This window comes from Anabaena catenula FACHB-362 (genome assembly GCF_014698735.1).
Classification (GTDB): Bacteria; Cyanobacteriota; Cyanobacteriia; order Cyanobacteriales; family Nostocaceae; genus Anabaena; species Anabaena variabilis_A.
The window spans coordinates 18,868-39,248 of the sequence record NZ_JACJTQ010000034.1; the positions used below are offsets into that span (position 1 = coordinate 18,868).

Consider the following 20,381-nt stretch of genomic DNA (forward strand, 5'->3'; position numbering starts at 1 on the left):
TTTCCTTCTGGTGGGTGCTAATACTATTCAGCATCCCTTACTTTACAGTTCGCTATATTGCCAAGTCTTTAAACCTCTGGAAAGGTGCTTTTGATGCCTTTGGTTTGGCGGCAATGTCGTTGTTATTATTTGTCAACGCCTCTAAATCCAGCTTTGCCATTTTCATCTGTGAAATCATCTTTAACTACATCATGGTGTGGTTGATGCTGCGACAAGAAGGATGGAAATCGAAGGCAATAGCTACAGTTGTAGTGGCGATAGATATTGGTATCCTGGCCTATTTCAAATACCTGAACTTCTTTATAGAAGATATTTTGGGGTTAGTAGTGCCAGGATTGTCAGAAAATTGGCAGTCGCGGAATATTCCCGGACTAGGTTCAATTCCACCAGGATTGTCGTTTTACACTTTCCAGATGGTGGCGTTTGTAGTTGACTCCTACACCAGTGCGAAGAAACAACCTATTAGTGCATTAGATTACGTCAACTTTGTTTCCTTTTTTCCCCAAGTAGTAGCCGGTCCTATTGAACGTCGGGCTGATTTCTTTCCCCAGATTGAAAATTTTACTTTTAAATTCACGCTTGATAATTTTGAAGCTGGGTTTCGCTGGCTTTCCCTGGGGTTATTTATGAAGTTTGTCTTGGCTGACAATATTTCACCCTACATCAAAGTAGCTCAAGCTGATAATCCTTGGTTAGTCTGGTTTTTTGCATTTTTATTTACCCTGCAAATTTACTTTGATTTTGGTGGATATAGTTTTATTGCCTTAGGTTTAGCCAAATTTTTAGGTGTTAACTTAACCATTAATTTTCTCGCTCCTTACACTTCCCAGAGTATTAACGAATTTTGGCGCAGGTGGCACGTCACTCTCAGCACTTGGTTTCGAGACTATGTTTTTCTACCGCTGATGGGTAGAAATATGAAGTGGGCCCCATTTTATCTATTTATTACATTTACCCTATCAGGCTTTTGGCATGGAGCAGCCTGGAATTTCATTATCTGGGGGGCTTACCACGGACTACTGCTATTAGTACTACGCTATGCGGGACGACCTTTTTATAAATTTCTGGGACAGCAAAAGTTCCTCATGCCCCAGTTTATTTCCTGGGCTTTAACTTTTGGTTCGGTGATTCTGGGATGTTTATTTTTCATGGAAACTAATAGTTCTCGGTTGCTAGAAAAGTTGAAAGTCATCGTTATTCCCTGGAATTATTCCCTTGCCAATCTAGGTGCGGCTTTCACATTTTTGACTGACAATGGGGGGGCAACCTTAGGATTAGCTTTGGTTCTGGCAATGGGAGTATTGTTGATGGAACAAATTGGCGTTTGGCAACAACGGGAGTGTGAGTATGATATATTACTCTCCCCCTTAGTGTCGCGGGTGCTATTCGCTCTCACCATTTTGTTAGCTGCTACTGCACCTTCTCCGTTTATCTACTTTGAGTTTTAGCTAATGAACAAATTTTTGAGGGTCTCTAGTTGGTTTGCGATCGCAGGTTTAACTTGGGGTGTAGGTTATTTCTACAATGCCCGTTACGGTGGTGAACTTAGCTGGTTGCGGATGATGTATGAGCAGAAAATGGCAATAGCTAAGGAAGTCCAAGCACCTCAACGCATTCTGATTGTAGGAGGCTCTGGGGCGCACTACACCGTAGATGCGGAATTAATGCAAAAAGACCTGGGTATTCCCTCCATCAACATGGCCACAGATGGTCCTGTCGGTTTAGATGTGATTTTGCCCAGTGTCTCTGATGCCATCAAAAAAGGCGATATTGTGGTGCTGATTCCAGAGTATCTATTGCTTTTAGATGATGACGGTTTTGGCGATCGCTCTGGTCAGTTTGGTGCTGCTATCGGTAAACCAGGACTGGGAAATATACCTGCTAAACAACTGGCTCAGGACATGATGTTGTTAGGTGTATCCACCCTCAAAGCAGTAACTAAATCATCTCTTGATGTGGTGGAAAAAGGTCGTTTAACTGGCTATTACTCAGACCCCATTACAGCCAATGGTGATCCGACAGTGATGAAACAACGGACTAAGAGCAAATGGTGGTCATTGACAATCAACGATAGCGTTTCTCCCCATTCTTTGCGGCGGATTCAGCAATTTAAACAAGAAGTTGAAGCCAAGGGAGCCACTTTGGTATTAGGACTTTCCTGGATTTATGGCAGTACTGACTCTAAAACTCTCGGTAATATCCGCAAGACAGCAGACGAGTTAGGCAAGATTGCCCCGTTACTTTATGACAAAGAATCCTTAAATGTCAAAACAGATTCTAGTCTATTTGCTGATACTCACTATCATCTTAATCCCAGCGGCCGTCGGACTCGGACTACTGAACTTGTTCAGCAGTTAAAAGCAACAAATATAATTCGTAATTGAATTACATCTTTTTTGGCTCACGCAGAGGCGCAGAGTCGCGGAGAGGAACGCGAGAGTGCAGTCTGAGAAGAAATTTGTATTAATTACTAATTATTAAACCATGTATCAAGTAGATGATAAATTTCGTAACCAGGGTAAGTTTAAACAACCGCCTGTTATTAATACTCATCCGGTGCGGATTTGTATTTTAGGAGGTGGTTTTGGTGGGCTGTATACGGCTTTAGAATTGGGTAATTTTGCCAAATGCCCCTACAAATACGAGATTAAGCTGATAGAACAACGGGATCACTTTGTGTTTACCCCTTTACTCTATGAAGTGGTGACTGGTGAATTACATACTTGGGAAGTTGCACCATCTTATAAAAAGTTGTTAGCAGATAGTAGTGCAAAATTTTGTCAGGGGGAAGTTACAGATGTTGATTTAGAAGAAAATTTGGTAACTTTGCAAAATGGAGAAATACTAACTTATGACTATTTGGTGTTGGCTGTTGGTAAAGAAACAAGGTTAGATATAGTCCCAGGAGCAGCAGAATACGCCCAAACTTTTCGCACGTTAGAAGATGCTGAATATTTAAAAGAAAGGTTACGGTTTCTTGAAGCATCAGATCTTCCAGTGATTAAAATAGCGATTGCTGGAGCCGGTTCTAATGGTGTGGAAATAGCTTGTAAATTGGCAGATAGGCTAGGAAAGCGGGGAGAAATTCGCTTGATAGACCGAGGGAATGAGATACTTAAAACTTTCTCTAAAGGTAGTCAAACTGCATCATACAGAGCTTTGGTAAAACGTGGCGTGCAGATAGATTTGACTACTAATATTGAAGCTATCAAATCTGATGCAATTATCATCAATCACCAAGGTAAAACTCAGCACTTACAGACACATTTGGTTTTATGGACAGGAGGAAATCAATCAATTCAATGGGTAAAAAACCTCAATTGTCAACATAATCAACAAGGACAATTAGTTGCTACTCCAACTTTGCAATTGGCAGGATATCCCAATGTATTTGTATTAGGTGACTTGGCAGAAATTCGAGATGCTCAAGGTAATGAAACTCCGGCTACAGCCCAAGCAGCTTTTCAACAAGCACCCTGTGCAGCTCGTAATATCTGGGCAAAAATTACAGGACGTAAATTAAAGTCATTTAGTTATTTGCATTTAGGAGAAATGCTAACTTTGGGTATTAAGAATGCTGTAGTTTATAGCTTTGGTATTACTGTAGATGGTAATCTAGCTCGCATCATTCGCCGAGGAGTTTATATTCAACGTTTACCAACCCTCAAGCATAAACTTCAGGTAGCTAAAAGATGGATAGTTAGAGGCATCAAAAATCTACTGCGACGATAAATTATGCTCACGCTCCAAACGCAGAGAGTAAAATTCTACTATCTTTATTCCTAATAAAAAAACTTATTTTCCTTCTTCCTTCGCGTCCTTCGCGCCTTCGCGGTTTATTAAAAAAAATTTTATGACCATTCACGAACAAACATCAAAAACATCTTGGAAAAAAAATCTAGAAACTGTCTTAGGACTAGATTTGCGATCGCTTGCAGCTTTTCGGATTGGTATTTCTTTAATCATTCTCACAGATTTATTTACTCGCTTTGGGGATCTCACCGCTCACTATAGTGATGTAGGGGTTCTTCCCCGCGCGTTACTAGCGGAAATTGCTAAACCTGGGTATTGGTCTTTACATACCATTAGTGGGGAACCGATTTTTCAAGTATTATTATTTGCGATCGCAGCATTATTTGCGATCGCAATGTTGGTGGGTTATCGCACTAGGGTGGCAACTATCGCTTCTTGGGTATTGCTGATTTCCCTCCACAATCGCAATCCAGCCCTGATTTTTGCGGCTGATGATGTCCTTCGCGCTCTCCTGTTTTGGGCTATGTTCCTGCCTTGGGGAGCTTGCTATTCCTTTGATAGTGCTTTAAATACTTCTCATCGTCAGTTACCGGAAAGAGTCGTATCTGGTGCTACTTTCGCTCTGATGTGTCAGCAGTGCTTTATCTATATATTCTCCGCTGCAATTAAGACAAAAAGCCCCATTTGGGTTGACGGTAGCGCTGTTTATTATGCTCTGAGTTTTGACCAATATGTCACACCGTTTGGTCATTTTCTCCTCAATGTTCAACCTATTTTAAAAGTATTTACTCAAATCACTTTGGTGTTGGAATGGATTGGCCCTTTGGTGATATTTATTCCTTTTCGGAATAACTTGTTTCGGATGGGTGCTGTTATCACTTTTATCGGACTTCATGCCGGATTTGGCTTAACTTTAAATATCGGTATTTTTCCATTTTTGAGTATTTTTAGTTGGTTAGCATTCCTCCCCAGTTCTTTTTGGAATGCACTAGCAAAGGGTCTGCAAACACCAGCACGTCAAGGTTTAACAATTTATTTTGATGCTGATTGTGGCTTCTGTAAAAAAGTAGTACATATATTGCGGACTTTGTTGATTTTACCGGGAACGCCGTTATTAATGGCGCAGGAATACCCAGATATTTATGCTGATATGCAGGCTTATAATTCTTGGGTAATTGAAGATTGGCAAGGAAACCGACATTTTAAGTTTAAAGGCATTGTTTATGTAGTCAGTCTTTCGCCAATATTTAAGTTTTTAGTGCCGTTGCTAACCTGGAAACCAGTAATGGCAGGGGGGACAAAGTTTTATGAAGCGATCGCTTCCAACCGCAAGTTCGCTGGTAATTTCACCAAACCTTTCAAATTCCGTCCTCTAGAAATTCGTCCATCACGCTTTTTGAATATCCTGGCTTTGGTGTTGTTAATTTACGCTTTTATCTGGAATATCAGTAGTTACGCTCCTGATTTATTTAAGCGCAAAATCTGGCAACAAACTTCATTTATGGGCAGGGCTACACGCCTTGATCAATCATGGAGTATTTTTGCACCCGCTCCCCCTAGAGATGATGGATGGCATATAATTCCTGGACGACTTGAAGATGGTAGCGAAGTTGATATTTTTAGAAATGGGAATCCTGTTAATTGGGATAAACCTAGTTTGGGTGTCAGAAGTGCCATTTATCGCAATATGCAATGGCGCACTTATTTTATTAATCTCAATCGAGCAATTGGTAAAAAGCTTTATCCTTTTTATGGCGAGTATCTATGTCGTAACTGGAATTCTCAACACACAGGCAGTAAACATCTAGATAAACTCGATATTTACTTTATGGATGAGCGTACTGTCCCCCCAGGTGAACAGCAAACCGTTGAGAAAAAGCAAACTTGGCAACAATCTTGTTCTCAAACTTTATAATCGAGAGAAAAGACTGAGAAAGAAACACTGCCAGCCGGGCAAAATCATACAATATATTGATTATCCATGAAGTTGAAGACTATACATCATGGAAAGAAGGTTCATGAGAATAAAGGCTTTTGTAGTCAACTTTGATGATTTTGATAAAATCTCACTTCTCTCTATTCTTCATTTCATCAGCATTCTGAACCGATAGCGCAGCGTGGCGTAAGCCATAGGTCTGCGTAGCGTCTCCTGACTCCTGACTCCTGAATTCTTACGTAGGGCTTGCTGATAGCGCAGCGTGGCGTAAGTCATATAAATGTAAAACCTAGATAGATCAAGGGATTCAGGGGTAAAAAAGTTAAGAAGGTGCAAGGAATAGACATTAAACCCATCAAAAACTTATCACTTTTCCGCCAAAGCAACTATTCAAAAGCTGCTTCTAATTCTTCCTCCTGACTCCTGACTCCTGACTCCTGAATTCTTACGTAATTAAATTGGCACTCCCTGAATTACTTCAGAATGGAGTGCCAATTTATTAGATCAAAGCACTATGTAGCGTTAGTTTATTCAACCACTGTAGCGACAGTTCCCTCAGCCGAGGGAGGTACACTGGGTAACTCTAAACAGTATCCCGCGCCATAAACTGTCTTGATATAGCGGGGATGACGAGGATCTGGTTCGAGCTTAGTCCTTAAGTGGCGAATATGCACCCGAATTGTTTCGATGTCATCATCAGGATCGTAACCCCAAACTTCTCGCAGGATTTCACTGGGAGAAACTGTCTGACCATGACGCTGAAGTAAGCAGTGAAGTAGCTCAAATTCCAAGTGTGTCAGTTTCACAGTTTCATTGAACCAGATAGCCTCAAACCTTTCTGGAACTAAAGTAAGAGGCCCATAGCTGAGAATCTCACTGTGCTTTGCCGCTTGGGGAATGCGGTCAGTACGCCGCAACAAAGCCCGTACTCGTGCCAGCATTTCTTCAACTTCAAATGGCTTAGTCAAGTAGTCATCTGCACCCGCATTGAAACCCTCAACCTTATATTGAGTTTGGCTCAAAGCCGTCAGCATTAAGACTGGAATCTCAGCGGTGCGGTCATCCCGACGTAGGCGTTGGCAAATGGTAAATCCATCTACTCTGGGTAACATGAGATCAAGCATGATCAAGTCTGGTTGTAGCTGGAGGGCCAGCGCCTGACCTTTAATGCCGTCTTCAGCTTGACTAACATCGTAGCCAGCCATTTCCAAGTTGACAGCAACGAGTTCTGAAATCGCTGGGTCATCGTCTATGACAAGAATCCTCGGCATTCTTAAAAAATTATGACTACTTATTTAAGGATAAATAAGAACCTTTGAGATATACAAAGATTGTTATTAGGATTATCAAAAAGATTTAAAATCTAACATAAATATTAAGATTAAAAGGCTTTGAGATCAAGATCAATTTACACGAAATTTTTAAATGATGTGTTACTCTACCTACAATCCGCCTTATTTTTTGCGAAATGGCGTGACAATGACTGCCTACACTGCTTTGTGGGGAGGTCGTCATTGGGAAAGTACAACTATACATCCAGAGCCACTTTATCAGAAAGTCATCTTTACAGGTGGGCAAGGTGTGCCAATTTTTGGTTGGGTCGCTATCCCCCCAAATGCCCATAGCACAATTATTGGCACTTATGGGATTACCGGAGAGTTAAATCAACAATGGTTTTTGCGGCTGTTGGGGCGTAAAGCATACGCGCAAAGATACGCTGTGGTGTTATTTGATTGGCGAGCGCATGGTAAAACCGCAGAATTATCCCCAACTTTAACTTCCGATGGTTTGTATGAGGGTGAAGATTTTGTCCACATTGCGGCAGCAGCAGCGGCCATGGGCTGCCCAAAAAAGTTTTGGTTTACGGGGTATTCTTTAGGGGGACAATTGGCGCTGTGGGCGCTGAAAGCGGCTGTAGATTTAACTAGAGCAGGAGATTTAGGAATTAAAGAGAGTGACATTGCTGGGGGGGCGGTGATTTGTCCAAGTTTGGATTCATTGCGATCGCTCACGTATTTAGTCACAACTCCCTTTGGTAAGTACGTAGAACCACGCATTGCCAGGGAATTAAAAAAACTTGCATGGAAAATACACGCTGCTCACCCTGGTAGTTTGGAAGCAGAAGCAATTGAACGAGCTAACAGCATTTGGGGATTTGACGAAGAACTAGTAATTGAACGTTTGGGTTTTTCGTCTGTAGAAGACTATTATGAAGCCAGCAGTGCTTTAAATCTATTACCTCAGTTATCAAAACCAACCTTGATTCTTTATGCTGCTGATGACCCATTATTTCATCCCGACATTGTTGCCGATTTAAAAGCTGCCAGTTCCAAAAATGCGGCTATAGATTTGTTACTCACCTCTTACGGTGGTCATGTGGGTTATCTGAGTAGCAAAAAATGCCAGCGCCAAGCACAAGATCCTGACCCCTGGTGGGCTTGGAATCGCATTTTACAGTGGATAGAAGCAAAGCGTAGTCATGAAGTTGATAAAGTGGTCATGGTGAGATAATTTATCCAGAAGACAGCGCCACATCTCCCCGCGTCTCCGTGTCCCCGTGTCTCTTCTTCAATTTTGAACTGCTTGTGAATAATTCTAATTATATCTGGCTACCTGCACCCACAGATTTAACTTTGTCATCGGATCATGTCCATATCTGGAAAATAGATCTAAATCAGTCAGAATCACAACTGCAAGCTTTCAGAAAAACCCTATCAAGTGATGAAATTGCTCGTGCTGAAAGGTTTTATTTCCCAGAACATCGTCAGCGTTTTATTGCTGGACGGAGTAGTTTACGCTCTATTTTAGGGCGTTATTTGGGTGTTGAGCCTTCACAAGTAGAATTTGAATATCAACCACGGGGAAAACCTGTATTAGCGGCTAAATTTGCCGAGAAAAAGCTGTTTTTTAACTTGTCTCACTCTCAAGATTTAGCTCTGTGTGGGGTAAGTTGCACGCGGACAATAGGTGTGGATTTAGAACATATTCGCCCGATGTCAGATTTAGAAAATCTTGCCAAACGCTTCTTTTTACCCAGAGAATATGAAGTAGTCAAATCCCTTCCTTTAGATCAACAGCAACAGGTATTTTTCCGTTACTGGACTTGCAAAGAAGCTTATTTAAAAGCAACTGGAGATGGTTTAGTTCAGTTAGAGCAAATTGAGATATTTTTGACATCAACCGAACCTGCCAAATTGCTTGTATCTGGAAATTGGAGTTTGAGAGAATTATCACCAGCAAATAATTTCGCTGCTGCTGTTGTGGTTGCAGGTACTATTGGGGATTTGTATAGTTGGAACCTGATTGAGGATAAAATTAGTTAATACTTTTGCTGAATTATGGGCATGATTGAGGTTCTCCCAGCATGACAATCGAACATTTCAAATTGTTAATCACCTGGGTTGTCACTTCACTAACTGCTAATCCCCCAGCAGTGCGATAGCGCACAGAACGCAAAACCACTAAATCAAATGCCTGAGCTTGCTCAATAATGACTTTGGCAATATCATCACCAACAATTGTTTGGATATTTGTATTTACTTGTAACTTGCTTTGATTAGCAATATCAGACAATTGAGATGTAAAATGTGTGACCTGATGAGCAGGTATGAGGCGTTGGCTTACGTGCAACAGTACAACTTCAGCTTGATTGGCATCAGCTAAAATTTGGGCAAACCTCACAGTACCGATAGTCACCCTTGTTAAGTCACCAACGGGGACAAGAATTCGCTTGATTTCTGTAGGACTTTTTAACAAGCGTGTTACTGCTACCGGACAGTGAGAAGACCAGAACACCTTATCAATGAGACTACCGAATAAACGAGCGCGGAAATTTCTGGTATTTCCCCAACCCATCACCACTAAACTAGCATTGTGTTCCCGACTAGCGTGACTAATCCCCAAAGCCACATCATCATCAATCCGAATTGTCGGTGATGCTTTTACGTCAAATTCTTGACTGATTTCTAAAGCCAACCTCAATCTTTCCTGACTTTTTTCTAGTGCCGTTACTAATGTCGGATCATCCATATTCACATGGGCTTGAGTAATGGCTAAAGGCATAATCTGTCCAGATTCATGGCGCGCCAGCAGTGCTGCCATTTCCAGTAAATAGCGTTGCGTGAGCGGGTTATAAATGGGAACCACGACAATGAATGGCGGGTAATCTTGCTGCAAACGGTTGTCTGCTTTCTCTGCTTGCTCAATCACCGCCTCCTGAGATTCCCACCACACCGATAGACTGTCTGTTTTCCAGTCCGTGGCTGGGATGACTTGTAAAAACCTAGCAACCCTGGCTGTAATTATTGGACCCATGATGGCAGTAACCAACATCAAGACAATGACACTGTTTAAGACATCCTCACTGATTAGTCTCTCACCAGCAGGATTTAGGGATTGATAGGCAACTAATGTTGCTGCTAGTGTGGCTGCTACCTGCGGTAGCGATAATGACCACATTGTCAGCATCTCTGAATTGTTATAGCGATAAAATATTTTCGCTAGAAATGCCGCAACAAATTTACTGCCAATCAGCGCCACTACAATTGCCGCAGTCAGACCAATTGAACTGAGAGTTTTGATAAACGCAGGTATATCAATTAGTAATCCCATGTCCACAAAGAAACAAGGGATAAAGAGAACACTACCAATGAACTCTACCTTTTCTTTAACTGGACTATTTCCTAAAACGCCGTTGACTGCTAAACCTGCTAGGAACGCACCGACAATTTTTTCTACTCCAATCACCTGCGCTCCTACAGATGCCAAAAATAATGCCAGCAAGATAAACAAAAATTGATTACCTTCTTCCTCCCCAGTGCGGCGGAAGAACTCTTTTCCTACCCGATTGAACCCAAATAATATCACAATTGAATAAATTGCCAGTCCAGCCAATAAAGTGAATAATTTAAAAGCTGTGAAATCTCCTCCATGAATACCCACACAAATTGCCAGTACTAACAAAGCACCTGTATCAGTGAAAATCGTTGCCCCAATTGTCACAGTTACTGCTTCATTGCCTATGACTCCTAAACGACTGATAATTGGATATGCCAGAAGAGTATGAGAAGCAAGTAAAGAACCAATCAGAACAGAAGAATTCCAGCTAAAATCGAATAAACGTCCAGTAATAATACCAGCAATTAAAGGTACTAAAAATGTTAAAGTGCCAAACCCAATTGAGCGATTTTTGGTTTGGCGAAACTGCTCAATATCAATCTCTAAACCAGCTACAAACATCAAATAAACTTTACCAATATCCGAAAGCAGTTTTATAGTTTCGGAGTTAGAGTTGAGGAGATTGAGTCCATTTTGACCCAGGACTACACCTGCTAGTAGCAAACCCACCAATCCAGGTAATTTTAATCTCTCAAATAGCGGCGGAACAATAAAAATAGCTAGGAGGAGAATTGTAAAAGAAATGAGAGGTTCCGTGAGAAAATTTACTGGCATTTTTAATAAAAAAAGGTTACATAAGGCAAATTTTGTAATAGCAAACACAGCATACAGTTTGCTATCTTTATAACTGCTCTATCTCCAGATGTAATTGTTTACTGCCGGAGACAATGGCAACGAGAATACCACGGGCATCACCCGACAGCACCAGTAAGTTAATACTCTTGATCAGACTTATTAATTAATTATAGTTGATACTTGCTTTCGTTCAAAGGATGGGAGTGCAAGGTCTCAGCTGAATTGGTATGAGCAAAAAAAATAAGTCCGTGTAGAAGGACTTTACTAATTTAAAAACCATTGATCATCACTAAAATTACTTATCTTCCTGCATTGTTCTCACAACTTTGGTCACCAGATTTCTAGGAAAAAATCTGACACTTTTAGCCAATATTTTATTTAAAAGTCCGGGAATCACTATCGTCTTACCTCGCATTAAAGCATCATAACCAAGCTGGGCAACAGTTTGAGCATCCATCATTTTCTGACCCTTAACCAGCTTAGAATCTGCCATTCCCGTTCTTTCATGAAATGCAGATACTGTTGAACCTGGACAAAGAACTGTCACCGTCACACCAGTTCCTTCCAATTCATTAGCTATAGCTTCAGAAAAGGATAAAACATAAGCTTTAGTTGCAAAATAAACCGCCATTAAAGGCCCAGGTTGAAAAGCAGCAGCTGAAGAAACGTTTAATATTTTGCCCTTACCATCTTTAACCATCTCTTTGAGAAATAACTTAGTTAAATGGGTAAGACAAACTAAATTTACCTGCAACATTTCTAATTCAATACTCAGGCTCGTTTCATTAAATAAGCCATAAGTACCAAATCCAGCATTATTTACCAGTACATTAACTTTGATCTCAGATTGTTGCAACTCAGTAAAAATTTCTTCAGGTGATGTTGATATAGATAAATCTTTAACAAGAATCTTAGGAAAAATTTTGAATTTTTGTTGAAATTCAACATCTATTTCTGCAAGTTTTAGTCTATTTCTATCGACCAAAACAAGATTGTAATTTTTGGAGGCAAAAATACAGGCTAATTCGTAACCAATTCCACTAGCTGCCCCCGTAATCAGAGCAGTTTGTTTGTCTTGTATATTCATGTCAAAAATTTTGTGAAATTAGCCGGAAATACTGGCATTTCAACAGAGTAGGGTGAGCAATGCCCACCCTGTTTACTTAATAACTAAGCAAGACTCAAGAAACCAGTTTGAACCAAATATGAAGTGTAAGTCATCAATAATTGAGAGTCGAGTGGTGGACAAACAATCGCAGTACCAGCTAGTGCATCTAGAGTTTCTTGGCAACTAATAATCGGTCTTCTGGCTTGCAAATACAAATCGGGAATAGTCAATTGTTCATCAGACCAACGCTCTAATAAAAATGGTCGCAGAGTGTATAAAGGATTTTCAGGAGAAGTGACATTATTAATTAACTCTGCTTGCCACTGTTCATAAGGAACCATCTTAATTGCAAAACCAAATGAGCGTACCCAATCAACTAAAGATGCTAAAGATGCAGGTTGAGGATGTTGTAAGTGAAAAGCCTTACCAATGGATTTTTGTTGACGTGATAAATAAACAATAGCTTTGCTGACATAGTCCACAGGAGACATATCCAACATATAATCTACATCAGGAAAAGATCCCATTTGTAGACAACCTTTAATCATCAAATTGATAAAGTCATGGGTATTGCAAATACCAGTTGTGCTATCTCCAGAAATCAAAGGTGGTCTGTAGATAGTGATAGGAAGTCCCCGACTACCAGCAATTTTTACTAACTTTTCAGATACCCATTTAGTTTGTGAGTAGCCGAGGAAAATGCCTTCCCAATCATTAAAGTCTTGTTGTTCTGTAACTACCTTGCCAGCATAAGCAGTTGATTCAAAAACAGCCACACTAGAAACGTAATGAACAGGCTTTACTTTGGTTTGACAAGCCAAGCGTAAAACTTCCTGAGTTCCCAAAACATTAGCAGTTTTTAAAGCTGAATATGGATAAACATAATTCAGCAAAGCCCCACTATGATAAATAGTATCAATATTAGCTGCTAGGGTTTGGAACTGTTCTGCATCAATACCTAAAAGTGGCTGTGCTAAATCACCAATAATGGGAATAATTCGGGAGCTATAACTATCATCCCAAAGTCCATATTGTTGCAGATTATTTTCTAATTTGCTCTTACCTTCTACAATATCAGTTGCACGAACTAAGCAATACATATTTGCTAGAGTTTCTTGCAAAAGTCCTTTGATGATAAAAGCGCCTAAATAGCCTGTACCCCCAGTCAAAAAGATATTTTTGGGGTCGCTGATAGACACCGGAGAATTACCAACTGGTTGGATAGTGGGGTCAAGGACAACTTCAGCAGCTAAATCGAGAAAAGGAGGAGCAATATTTACAGCAGCAACGGTTTTACCCTCAGAATCTTTAACCTGAGATGTATTGGGTACTTCTTCAGATAAACGCTGGGAAAGTGAAGCAATAGTTGGATAATGCCAAAGTAGAACAGGAGAAGGTTTAAATCCTAGTAATTGTTCTAATTTACTGATAATAATCATGGCTTGGGCAGAATCCAAACCATAATTTTCTAAATTTTCGTCAACATCAATTTCATCAGTTGAAGTTGAAATTACTTCAGCTAAATTAATCACCAAGAATTTTTGAATATCTTCAGCAGAATAAGACGGTTTTAAATTCATCTTTACATCTCCAATGTAGACTGAACTGGGTGATATTGACCGTAGTAATTGGGTATTTGCAATCCCTGAATTTTTAAATTTTGGACGCGGTGTAGAAAAGCTGTCCCTTTCATAATTTGATTAGCGATATCGACTACATGACGATGATTTGGTTCAGATAAATATGAACCTCTCACCCAGTCATTAAAGCCACCCATAGCGGGGCCACACCAAATTTGATAATCTACCTCTCGACCTTTTTCACCAGAACTAGACCAACGGGAAGATAATCCTAAATACCAGCGAAAAATTAAAGCCATTTTGAGTTTAGGATTATTAACAGCTTTACCTAATTTCTCTGGATTTTTTTGGGATAAATAAGCAGCAGTTCCTTCCCAAACTTCAGCCAGACTCTTGCGGAAGATTTGTTTTTCTAATTTCTCTCTTTCCGCTACAGGAATATCTTCAATTGAGTCATAACTGCGATATAATTCATATAATTTCTGCGCTCGCATAGGGAACATTGTTCCACGTTTGAGAACTTGCAATTTGACTCCCATTTCAAACATATCTGCGGCTGGAGCCATAATCATATCCGCCATTTCTGCTTGAGCTAATAACTTTTTGGTATGTTCAGAAGCTCCAGATTCAACACAAGATTGATTAATTGAACCAGTCATTACATAAGCAGCACCCATCATAAATCCAGCTAAGGCTGATTCTGGTGTACCAATTCCTCCAGCTACTCCCACTCTAATGGGTGTTGTGTAATGATATTGTGCTTGAATTTCATCCCGTAAACTAATAATTGAAGGTAGCAAACAAACTAAAGGACGATTATCTGTATGACCACCAGAATCAGCTTCGACGGTAATATCATCAGCCATGGGAACTTGGCTGGCTAGAGTTGCTTGTAACTCAGTTATTAGTCCTTGCTGAATTAATTCTTTGAGAATCCTCGCAGGTGCTGGTTGCATAAATTTAGTTGCAACTTCGCGGCGAGAAATTTTAGCAATGACTTTATTTTTAATTTCAACTTGATTAGCACTATTTAAACTTAGCCCAGATACACGATAATAGACGATGTTAGGAGTTAAGTCTAAAAATGCTGAAGCTTCTACAGTTCTAACCCCATAATTGAGGTATAAATCTACAGCACGACGTTCAATAGTAGGTTCATTAGGACTGTGAATTAAATTAAAAGCATAAGGTTTATCAGGTAAGGCTTGTTGAATGCGGTTAATGGCAGCTTCTAAACGGTCTGGTGTTAAACCACCTGCACCAAAAGAACTTAAGATGTTTTCTTTTCCTAGTGCAATTACCATTTCTTCGGAAGCAATACCACCTGCCATTGCACCAGTAACATAGGCATATTTCACACCATAAGCAGTGAGAAAATTGGGGTCACCAAATTGTTGTAGGTGAATTGGTGGAACTGAGATTAAAAGCTCTGCTTGTCCTATTGAACCGTTATCAGCAGGTGCTAAATACCCATCGTTAGTAACACCAATTTTGCCACCAACTCTAATAATATAACAAGGTTTATCTGATGCCAGCAATTTATCTTTGATGGCATTTTGCTCAAAGGAGATACAATCTAAGGAACCTTTCCAAATTTGTTTTTGATTTTGAGACCAAGAAAAAAAACTTAGACCATTATTATGTTGATTTCGTACCGTCTCTACAGTTGTCACGGCAGTTATTCCTCAAGTTTTAATCAATGGATATGAGATGAAGAATTTAGATCACGCTCAAGACGCAGAAACACCGATTAAGAGGTTTGATATTTCTACGTCTCGGTGTGATATTTTATTATGTTTCTTCGTTTAGCAAGTTTTGAGCGCAGGTTAATTGCAGTTGAATTATTTCGCTCATTTGCTTACTGAAGTCTTGTCTGGCTTCTAAAAAGCTGATGTGGGCTTTAGTCAATTTGGAATTATTGATACTCAGTTTTTGATACTGATGGGTTTTAAAATCATTCATGCTGATTGTCGGTTCGGAGTCGTGAATGAGTTGAGTAGTTGGCTGTAAAGTTGCGGTTAACTCAGAAGATTGTACTTTTTCTCTAGATTCAAAACAGTTATCAATGATAGTTTTCATGATAATGTTTTCTGGCTGAGGGTAAATTTCACTGGGGCTAATTTGACTATTGCCTTGGAGAGAATTAATGATTTTATACTCTCGGTAATTAGAAAGATTTAGCTGCTGCTTTTGAGAATTACTATGGGAGAAAAGTTTGCGGTTTTCGTCACTCAATATGGCAGTAGTCATAGAATCACCACCTAAGGTAATTTTCTTCAGCGTTGCTTTATTTTGATTGCCAGTTTTTGAGGATAAGTTGTAGAGTGGATCTAAGTTCAAATTGACTCGATGACTGAGCAATTTTGCTAGTCCTTTGACAAGTGATGTATGGTCATCCATACCGCGACGATTTAGGGATACGGTGATGTGTTCTTGGTTGCCAAGAATTTTATCTATCCAGCGAGAACATACACCACCAGCACCTGCTTCAATGAAGATTCTAGCTCCATCTGCGTAGACACGATTAACTAAGCGGGGAAAATCGAGTTGTTGCGATAATCCTTTGGCAATGTTATGAGCAATTTCTTGACTATCAAGTGTCGTTGGTTGATACTCAGCCGCAGAATAAAAGGTAATACCGGGAATTGTTTGTGCTGGTAAAGTGTAGAGTTTTTCCAATTCTTGCGCTTCTGATTGCATTGTTTGACAATGAATCACATGATCAAAAGGTGCAGGAAAAGCGTTACAACCAAGCTTTTTAATTACTCGTTCACAAGCAGCAGGTTCACCAGCAATTAATACTTCTTCTGGTGTATTAATCTGAGTTAAGTAGACGCGATTTTCATCTTTTAAACATTCTTTGACCTGGGTAGGACTGGCTATGAGAACGTAGTTACTCCAGAAATTATTATCAGAAGTTGAGGATGCTTTTGGTAGTCCCCAATACTCACGCACAGCATTTTTGGGGCCAGATAATCTATCACCAAATAAAGCTGAGGAATTAAAAGTATGACTGACTTCATAAAAATTGCTCCATACCCCTTGAGCAACCATCATACTTGTTTCACCTAAACTATACCCAAAGATATATTTAGGTTTAACTTGAAAATCCTGGCTGATAATTGTTGTGATCATTCTGGTAAAAAGCACTTCGGCTTCAAACATAGCCAGAGAATCATCAAGCAATTTCCTTTCTAAAGTTTCTAGTTGTCGTGTTGACAATTTGCTCAAACTTCTGGGAAAAACAAGTAGTTCAACATCAGCAGCACGTTTGTAAAGACTTTTGATGATTAAGTCATCGAAGGATTTGGGGAAAAGACGGAATAAAGTACGTCCCATGCCCACATAGGAATTTACTGCGGCAGGATAAATATAGGCAATTTCTCCATTTTTACCAAGTGGTTTTGGTGTAAAATAACTACCAAGAGGAGTTTGCCAATCTGTACCTTTTTCAAAGGCAAGATTTACACCTTTACGCGCCGAGTTAATTTCTTTGAGTAATTCTTTGTGGTTGCGTCCGGTAATAGATAAGGCATATTTAGCATTTTCATGCTGCTGAAATTTAACAAACGCCTGACTCGCAGTAGCTTGAAGATTATCAGCATTTTCAATGTTTTGTTGCAAATTATCTAAACCTGCAAACAAAGTGGCATAATCATCAGCAGCGATAGGGAAAAGATAAAAAGGTCGTGACTCTAAATAGCGGCTGACACGTTCTTCTTGATGGGTGTCTTCTGATAAAATGACATGAGCAAAAGAGCCATCACAGCCGATACTATTAATAGCGGAAATTCTACATCTACCTTCTTTTGGTGAAAACCAAGGTCTTGACTCGGTAGCAACGTAGAAGGGGCTACCTTCCCATACTTGTGGTGTTTTGACACCAGACCAATTGGGGGTTCCGGGAATATATCTATGGTAGAGACTGAGGGCAGTTTTAATTAAGCTGGCTATTCCCGAAGCGACAAAGGTGTTACCGATATTGGCTTTGACGCTACCAATGGCGCAGTGTAAACCGTTACCGACGGGGGGATAAGCTTGGAGAATGCCGTTAATTTCGGCTTCGTCTTCTGCGGGAATTCCACTACCGCAGACTTCCAGGTAATTTACCTCTGTGGGTTGAATTCCTGCTTGTTGAAAAGCTTGTTTGCAGACTTGGCTAATGGTAGCTTCATCGACAGCCATTGAGGGAGATTGTCCGATGCTGATACCGTCAATGACTGCATAGATGCGATCGCTATTTTCCAAAGCTGTATCATGACGTTTGAGGATAACTGCACCTGCACCTTCTCCCACAGTCCAACCGTCGGCGTTTTGATCAAAACTTAAGGTATTGATACCTGTATTTACTTTTCCGAATTGACTGCGGAGTAAGACATTTTCCACTCCACCGGCTAAGTCAACAGCACCAACAACAACTGCGTCTACTTCATTTGTAGCTAATAGCATTTGTGCGATTTCTAAAGCTTTAAATGCCGCAGTTTCTACAGCGCTAACAGTGAATGAGGGGCCAGAGAAATTCCACAACGAAGAAATGCGACTGGCCATAATATTGCCGACATAGCTGAGATATTCACCCAAATCAACTTGGTGGTGAATACTATCTTTAACTATGGTTTCTAGTTGGGTAATTTTTTCGGGAGGTAAGGCAATTTCCGCAGCATTTAAACCGTCTTTAACTTGCCAAGGTGAATTCCAACGTTGTTGTAGTTGGTGTACAGATAATTCTGTGTCCGCAGCGATAATTACCGCTACATTACCACCTTGGGGTATTTTTGCATCTTTGAGGGCGCGATCGCACACTTTCAATAATAAAAGTTGTTGCGGGTTAATTTTTTCAACTTCGTTGGGGGGAATTTTGTAAGCTAAAGTATCAACTTCAAAGTCTCTAATGTATGCACCTTGAGGTACTTTTCCGGCTTCTAAACCGTACTCTTGCAGTAATGTTTCTTGCTCATTAATACCATGCCATCTTTTTTCTGGCAGAGGAATAAAATGCTGCTTTCCATCATAAATGCTGCTTTCAAAAGCATCTAATTGATTACATTCACCGAAAAAGGCATCCATGCCTACAATTGCCATTTTTACAGTCATATTTTCTTGAAGACTCATTTGCTGACTTCCCCCTGTTCAAGAATTAAATGAGAGTTATTTCCACCAAAACCAAATGCACTTAAAGCTACGTACTTATTTCCTTTACTCGGCCAAGGTGTGGCAGTTCTGACAATGTTTTGAGGCGAAATCACATTATTTTCAGAACCCACAGGTTCACTGACATTGATAGTTGCAGGAATAACACCGTGAGACATACTTAAAATCGTCTTTGTTATCCCCACCATGCCAGCAGCAACGAGTAAATGACCGACGTTAGTTTTAGCTGAACCCACCAAAGGCGTTGCTTGGTATTGACCAAAAAAGCCTTCAACTGAGTTGCATTCAGTGGTATCTCCCAATAAAGTGCCGGTAGCGTGACACTCTAAATAATCAATTGCTTGGGGGTTAAGTTTAGCCTCAGCATAAGCTCTTTGATATGCAGTGGTTTGTCCGTGAGCATTGGGACTGAGGAGGTGCTTACCTTTACCATCATTAGATAGACCATTACCGCAGATTGTTGCTAGTATTTTGTCTCCATCTCTGACAGCATCACTGTAGCGTTTGAGCATTACCATTCCTATGCCTTCGGAGGTAATTAACCCGCGTGATGCTTTATCTAGAGGACGGCTAATACCGTTTTCTGGATATCCTTGAATCCCGGAAAACAACATTCTTAAAAACAACGGATCTGCACAACTAATAGCACCAGCTAACATCAAATCAGCTTTACCAGATTGCAGATAATGGGATGCTAATTTAATGGCATAAAATGCTGATGAACAGGCAGCATCTATACAGCAATGAGTTCCAGAAAGAGAAAATGCACGAGAAATTATAGCAGCAGGTAAGCCGCTCACCATAGCATTATATGGAGATGCTTTCGTGGCAGTTAATGAACCACCTAAACGGAAGTCTTTTTCCTGTAAAAGTTCACCAATTGCAGGTTCAATCGTTTGCTGATAAATAGGAGCAAACAATTGATTAGAAGCTTTCGTTGGTAAAGCGAGAGTTCCTAAAATTACGCCGCATTTCGAGAGAGCAGATTTATTTCCCCAATAACCACTGTGAACAATTGCCTGTTTAGCGGCATACAGTGACCATTTAAAAGTATTATCCAGACCTTGGACAAATGTTGCAGGTAAATTATACTCACTAGCATCAAAGTTGAAATTGCGGATAAATCCACCTTTTTGGAAGTAAATTTTTTCCGGTTTCCCCTTATTAGCATCGTAAAATATTGCGGGATCTACTCCCAATTCAGCAACACTTACAGATGAAGTTGAGTCTTTTTCTGCGCTGAGATTCTGCCAAAACTCTTCGGGATTATTCGCATCTGGAAACAGGCAAGATAACCCGATAATCGCTATTTTCTCCACTGTTGAAATCCTCGTTGGGGCATAAGACGTTAAGGAAATTTTTATTTCCTTAGTTTTTAAGG

The 20,381-nt window shown here is 40.2% G+C and carries 13 protein-coding genes; 6 read left to right on the forward strand and 7 right to left on the reverse strand.

The genetic code is table 11. The annotated features are described in order from the left end of the window. Positions 1-14: 14 nt before the first annotated feature. From H6G68_RS19370 to H6G68_RS19385, 4 genes are all read left to right on the forward strand, one after another. Positions 15-1,448 (forward strand): MBOAT family O-acyltransferase, encoded by a 1,434-nt coding sequence (locus H6G68_RS19370; RefSeq protein ID WP_339327874.1) that lies wholly within the window; start codon positions 15-17, stop codon positions 1,446-1,448. 3 nt (positions 1,449-1,451) lie between these two features. Next, positions 1,452-2,384, forward strand: coding sequence for a hypothetical protein (locus tag H6G68_RS19375; protein WP_190908099.1), 933 nt, complete (start codon positions 1,452-1,454; stop codon positions 2,382-2,384). A 100-nt stretch (positions 2,385-2,484) separates the two neighbouring features. Then, positions 2,485-3,732, forward strand: coding sequence for an NAD(P)/FAD-dependent oxidoreductase (locus tag H6G68_RS19380; RefSeq protein ID WP_190908100.1), 1,248 nt, complete (start codon positions 2,485-2,487; stop codon positions 3,730-3,732). A 121-nt stretch (positions 3,733-3,853) separates the two neighbouring features. Then, positions 3,854-5,668, forward strand: a complete 1,815-nt coding sequence (locus H6G68_RS19385; protein ID WP_190908101.1) for an HTTM domain-containing protein — start codon at positions 3,854-3,856, stop codon at positions 5,666-5,668. Between the two features lie 548 nt (positions 5,669-6,216). Here the strand turns inward: H6G68_RS19385 and H6G68_RS19390 are convergent. Beyond that, positions 6,217-6,960 (reverse strand): response regulator transcription factor, encoded by a 744-nt coding sequence (locus tag H6G68_RS19390; RefSeq protein ID WP_127054202.1) that lies wholly within the window; start codon positions 6,958-6,960, stop codon positions 6,217-6,219. 154 nt (positions 6,961-7,114) lie between these two features. Here H6G68_RS19390 and H6G68_RS19395 point away from each other — a divergent pair, with 154 nt between their 5' ends. Further along, entirely contained in the window at positions 7,115-8,200 is a 1,086-nt protein-coding gene (locus tag H6G68_RS19395; protein ID WP_190908102.1) for a YheT family hydrolase, read from the forward strand. Between the two features lie 74 nt (positions 8,201-8,274). Continuing rightward, the gene (gene hetI / locus H6G68_RS19400; RefSeq protein WP_190908103.1) at positions 8,275-9,012 is read left to right on the forward strand and encodes a 4'-phosphopantetheinyl transferase HetI; all 738 of its coding nucleotides are present in this window, start codon (positions 8,275-8,277) and stop codon (positions 9,010-9,012) included. Positions 9,013-9,025: 13 nt separating this feature from the next. On the opposite strand, the gene H6G68_RS19405 is transcribed toward hetI, so the two are convergent. From H6G68_RS19405 to H6G68_RS19430, 6 genes are all read right to left on the reverse strand, one after another. After that, positions 9,026-11,140, reverse strand: a complete 2,115-nt coding sequence (locus tag H6G68_RS19405; protein WP_190908104.1) for a cation:proton antiporter domain-containing protein — start codon at positions 11,138-11,140, stop codon at positions 9,026-9,028. Positions 11,141-11,456: 316 nt separating this feature from the next. After that, positions 11,457-12,248, reverse strand: coding sequence for an SDR family NAD(P)-dependent oxidoreductase (locus H6G68_RS19410; RefSeq protein WP_190908105.1), 792 nt, complete (start codon positions 12,246-12,248; stop codon positions 11,457-11,459). Between the two features lie 83 nt (positions 12,249-12,331). Beyond that, positions 12,332-13,849, reverse strand: a complete 1,518-nt coding sequence (locus H6G68_RS19415) for a thioester reductase domain-containing protein (protein ID WP_190908106.1) — start codon at positions 13,847-13,849, stop codon at positions 12,332-12,334. Positions 13,850-13,851: 2 nt separating this feature from the next. Continuing rightward, positions 13,852-15,522 carry a PfaD family polyunsaturated fatty acid/polyketide biosynthesis protein gene (locus H6G68_RS19420; protein WP_190908107.1) on the reverse strand — a complete coding sequence of 557 codons (1,671 nt, stop codon included), beginning with the start codon at positions 15,520-15,522 and terminating at the stop codon, positions 13,852-13,854. Between the two features lie 118 nt (positions 15,523-15,640). After that, a complete protein-coding gene (locus H6G68_RS19425; protein WP_190908108.1) occupies positions 15,641-18,961 on the reverse strand; it encodes a PfaB family protein in 3,321 nt (1,106 codons plus the stop codon). Continuing rightward, the gene (locus H6G68_RS19430; RefSeq protein WP_190908109.1) at positions 18,958-20,319 is read right to left on the reverse strand and encodes a beta-ketoacyl synthase N-terminal-like domain-containing protein; all 1,362 of its coding nucleotides are present in this window, start codon (positions 20,317-20,319) and stop codon (positions 18,958-18,960) included. Before H6G68_RS19430 ends, H6G68_RS19425 begins: the two co-directional genes overlap by 4 nt. Positions 20,320-20,381: the final 62 nt, after the last annotated feature.

Bases quoted from the DNA above. Each gene is read 5' to 3' on its own strand.
- H6G68_RS19375 (WP_190908099.1), top strand. From the start codon at position 1,452: ATGAACAAATTTTTGAGGGTCTCTAGTTGGTTTGCGATCGCAGGTTTA.
- H6G68_RS19380 (WP_190908100.1), top strand. From the start codon at position 2,485: ATGTATCAAGTAGATGATAAATTTCGTAACCAGGGTAAGTTTAAACAA.
- H6G68_RS19385 (WP_190908101.1), top strand. From the start codon at position 3,854: ATGACCATTCACGAACAAACATCAAAAACATCTTGGAAAAAAAATCTA.
- H6G68_RS19390 (WP_127054202.1), bottom strand. From the start codon at position 6,960: ATGCCGAGGATTCTTGTCATAGACGATGACCCAGCGATTTCAGAACTC.
- H6G68_RS19395 (WP_190908102.1), top strand. From the start codon at position 7,115: ATGATGTGTTACTCTACCTACAATCCGCCTTATTTTTTGCGAAATGGC.
- H6G68_RS19405 (WP_190908104.1), bottom strand. From the start codon at position 11,140: ATGCCAGTAAATTTTCTCACGGAACCTCTCATTTCTTTTACAATTCTC.
- H6G68_RS19410 (WP_190908105.1), bottom strand. From the start codon at position 12,248: ATGAATATACAAGACAAACAAACTGCTCTGATTACGGGGGCAGCTAGT.
- H6G68_RS19415 (WP_190908106.1), bottom strand. From the start codon at position 13,849: ATGAATTTAAAACCGTCTTATTCTGCTGAAGATATTCAAAAATTCTTG.
- H6G68_RS19425 (WP_190908108.1), bottom strand. From the start codon at position 18,961: ATGAGTCTTCAAGAAAATATGACTGTAAAAATGGCAATTGTAGGCATG.